Source organism: Spirillospora sp. NPDC046719 (genome assembly GCF_040645715.1).
Classification (GTDB): Bacteria; Actinomycetota; Actinomycetes; order Streptosporangiales; family Streptosporangiaceae; genus Spirillospora.
Window position 1 is genome coordinate 1 of sequence record NZ_JBEYYT010000697.1, and the last position, 3376, is coordinate 3376.

The 3376-nt window shown below is 74.4% G+C and carries 4 protein-coding genes; 2 read left to right on the top strand and 2 right to left on the bottom strand.

What is annotated here, in order from left to right:
- Window positions 1-32: 32 nt before the first annotated feature.
- On the bottom strand, window positions 33-1286 hold the full coding sequence (locus tag ABZ914_RS48795; protein ID WP_500201428.1) for a DUF6801 domain-containing protein: 1254 nt from the start codon (window positions 1284-1286) through the stop codon (window positions 33-35).
- Window positions 1287-1456: 170 nt separating this feature from the next.
- Between ABZ914_RS48795 and ABZ914_RS48800 the strand changes: the two genes are divergently transcribed.
- A complete protein-coding gene (locus ABZ914_RS48800; protein WP_500201429.1) occupies window positions 1457-2215 on the top strand; it encodes a TetR/AcrR family transcriptional regulator in 759 nt (252 codons plus the stop codon).
- 29 nt (window positions 2216-2244) lie between these two features.
- Window positions 2245-3108 (top strand): NAD(+)/NADH kinase, encoded by an 864-nt coding sequence (locus ABZ914_RS48805; protein ID WP_433152443.1) that lies wholly within the window; start codon window positions 2245-2247, stop codon window positions 3106-3108.
- A gap of 31 nt (window positions 3109-3139) precedes the next feature.
- Here the strand turns inward: ABZ914_RS48805 and ABZ914_RS48810 are convergent.
- A partial coding sequence (locus ABZ914_RS48810) for a response regulator transcription factor (protein WP_500201430.1) occupies window positions 3140-3376 on the bottom strand: 237 nt, incomplete at its 5' end.

Consider the following 3376-nt stretch of genomic DNA (forward strand, 5'->3'; position numbering starts at 1 on the left):
GTCCCGTGCCGGGACGCGGCGGGCCGGCGCGGTCAGGTCACCGGGTTGTCGACCAGGTAGACGGTGGGGGAGGGGGCGCCGCACGTCGCCGAGGCCGAGGACCCGCCGTTGAACGACAGGTCGGCGGCGGCCGACCCGAGCGCGACGGACGTGCTCGTCGCCGACGCCGCCGGCGTGAACGGTCCCGCGGTCAGCGTGCCGTCGCCCGGCAGCGGTACCGTGATCTGCTCGTCGCGCGTCAGCGGCGTGTTCGGGATCGCGATGCCGCCGGACGGGATGACGTTCTGCGTCGCGGGTGTGCCGCCCTCGACCGCCAGGTTCAGCGCCGTGACCTTGCCGGACGCGGACGTGTAGCCCTTGTCGATCAGCTTGTTCACGGTGCCCGCCGGGATCACCAGGGCGCCGCTGGCCTGGGTGAAGGAGAACGAGCTACCGCGCTTGGCCACGAGCGGGATGTGCGCGCCGACCGCGATCCCGACGTCGAGGGCGTCGGCGCCGACCTTGCACGTGTACGGCGCGTTGATGATGCCGACCAGCTCGTTCGAGGCGGGCTCGGGGAAGTTCAGCGGCGCGCCGGTGATCTTTGCCGGCAGCTGCCCGGCCGCGCCGCCGACCGCGATCGTCAGCAGCGCGTTGCCCGCCGACGGCTTGCAGTCCGCGGTGATCGGCAGGCTGAACCCGGCCGACGACTTCAGGTCCACCTCGGCGAGGGCGTGCTCGAACGCGAGCGTGACCTTGCCGCCGTCCGGCGCGGTGTACGGGCCGACGTCGAACGTCCCGGTCAGCGGCAGGCCGACCTTGAGCGGCTGCCCGGCCTTGATGCCGATGTCGTCGATCTCGAACGGGCTGCCCGCCGCGATGTTGATGCTGGACGGCGTGGAGCCGCTCGCCCCGATGCTCAGATCGGTGATCTTCGCGTCCGCCTTGTCGATGCCGAGGATCGGCGCCAGCGAGGTCAGCCAGGACGGGAACGTGATGCTGCCCGAACCCTGCGACAGGTAGAACCGCTGGCCCGGCCCGAGCTGGACGGGCGCGACGCCCTGCACGTCCACGTCGGTCGGCAGGTAGAACACCGGCAGCCCGCCGAGGCTGATCGTGCAGCCGATCGGCAGCTTGAACCGGCCGGTGTCGACCCCGACGGCGGGCACGTCCTGGGGCGGGAGCGCGTGCGCGGGCGGCGCCTGCACGAACGCGAGCACCGCGAGAACGGCGCCCGCGCGGGCGGCGAGGGAGCGCCGCAGCGGGCCGCGCCCGGCCGTCGCGGCGCCCGCCTGTCCGACTCTCATGGGGACTCCTCTCAGAAGTACGCATGCGTACCTATGGGTCCCGGACATGGTGGACCCCGGCCGAGGGCACGGGATACGGACGGTGATGCGGAAACGCCGCGGAGCGGTTAGCAACCGCCCATAGAAAGGCCGCGCCCGGCCGCGCGGCCGCCGGGCGTCCGCCCACTACAATGCGCTGCATCGAACGACAGCGGCCCCCCGACGACGGCGCCTCCCCCGGCGGCCCGCGGTCCGGCGATCGGCGACCCGGCGGCCCCCGGCTGGCCGAGGTCTACGACCCGGCGCGTCCCGGCCTGCCCCGCGGGCGCAGCAGCCTGCCCGCGCCGGTCGTCCGCAAGGCGCAGCGGAAGCGGCTGCTCGCCGCGGTGATCTCCGCCGTCGCCGAGCACGGCTACCCTCGCACCACCGTCGCGATGGTCGTCGCCCGCGCCCGCGTGTCCCGCAAGGCGTTCTACGACCACTTCACCGACCTGGAGGACTGCTTCCTCACCGCGCTCGCCGACGCCCAGAAGGTGATCCTGCGGGAGCTGATGAACGCGCCGAAAAGCCTCGGCGCGAAGCCGTCTCCGCGGGCCGTCCTCCAGGCGGGCCTGCGCTCGTACCTGACCCTGTGCGCGCGCGAGCCGGAGTACGCGCGCTGCATCCTGATCGAGCTGCCCGCCGTCGGCCCGCGCGCGCTCAAGGGCCGCAACAAGGCGTACGGGGCGGTCGCCGACGTGCTGCGGCTCTGGCGCGAGCACGCCGCGAAACGCCACCCCGAATGGCCGCCCGTCGAAGAGCCCGCCTACCGCGCCGCGGTCGGCGCCATCGCCGAGCTGATCACCGCGCACGTCTGCGCCGGGGACGCGGCGGACCTGCCCGCGTTGCACGGCCCGCTCACCGAGATCCTGCTGCGGATCCTCGCCGCGCCGCTCCCGGACGACCGCTGAACCGCCCCTCGGGGCCGTACGGTTCTGTCATGGGCATGGTGCACACGGTGGGGCTCGTCCTGCATCCCGAACGCGACTCGAAGGCGGCCGTCGACACGATCGTCGGATGGGCGGGCCGGCGCGGCGGCGCGGTGCTGGGGCTGCCCGACGAGATCGGCCGGATCGACTGCAGCGCCGTGGCGGTGGAGGCCGCCGCGCTCGCCGAGCGCGCGGACCTGCTCGTCAGCCTCGGCGGCGACGGGACGATGCTGCGCAGCATGCGGCTGGCGGCGGGCGCGGCGACGCCGGTCCTCGGCGTCAACCTCGGCCGCCTCGGGTTCCTCGCCGAGATCGACGTGGACGGGCTGGCGGACGCGCTGACCAGCATCGACGCGCACCGGTACGAGGTGGAGCCGCGGATGGCGGTGTGCATGCGGCTGCCCGGCGGGGAGGTCGTGTCCGCGTTCAACGACATCGCGCTGGTGCGGATGCCGGGCGACGGCCTCGCCGCGGTGGAGGTGTCGGTGCAGGGCCACCCGTTCGTCCGGTACGCGGGCGACGCGGTGATCGTGGCGACCTCGACCGGCTCGACCGCCTACAGCTACTCCGCCGGCGGGCCGATCGTCTCGCCCGCCGTCGAGGGCTTCCTGGTGGTGCCGGCGGCGGCGCACTCGACGTTCAACCGCGCCGTCATGCTGTCGGCGGACGAGGACGTCGAGCTGACGCTGCTGCCGACGTCGGGGACGCTGGCGGTGGAGGTGGACGGCGGGATCGCCGCGCAGCTCGAGGCGGGGGACCGGCTGCGAGTCACCGCCGCCCGCGGCGCCGCCCGCGTCGTCCGGCTGGGCGGGACGACCTTCTACGAGCGCGCCCGCCGCAAGCTGCGCGTCAGCGGCAGCGCCGAGGCGGACTAGAGGCGGGCCGGAGGAAGGCCGGCCGGGACGGTCAGAGCCAGCCGCGCTCGTCGGCGACGCGCAGCGCCTCCATCCGGTTGTGGGTCCCGGTCTTGGCGATCGCCGCGGACAGGTAGTTGCGGACGGTCCCCTCCGACAGGTACAGGTTCCCGGCGATCTCCGCGACGGTCGCGCCCGAGCGCGCCGCGTTGAGCACGTCGACCTCGCGGGGGGTCAGCGGCGAGTCCCCGGCCGCCAGCGTCGCCGCCGCGAGCGCCGGGTCGACGAC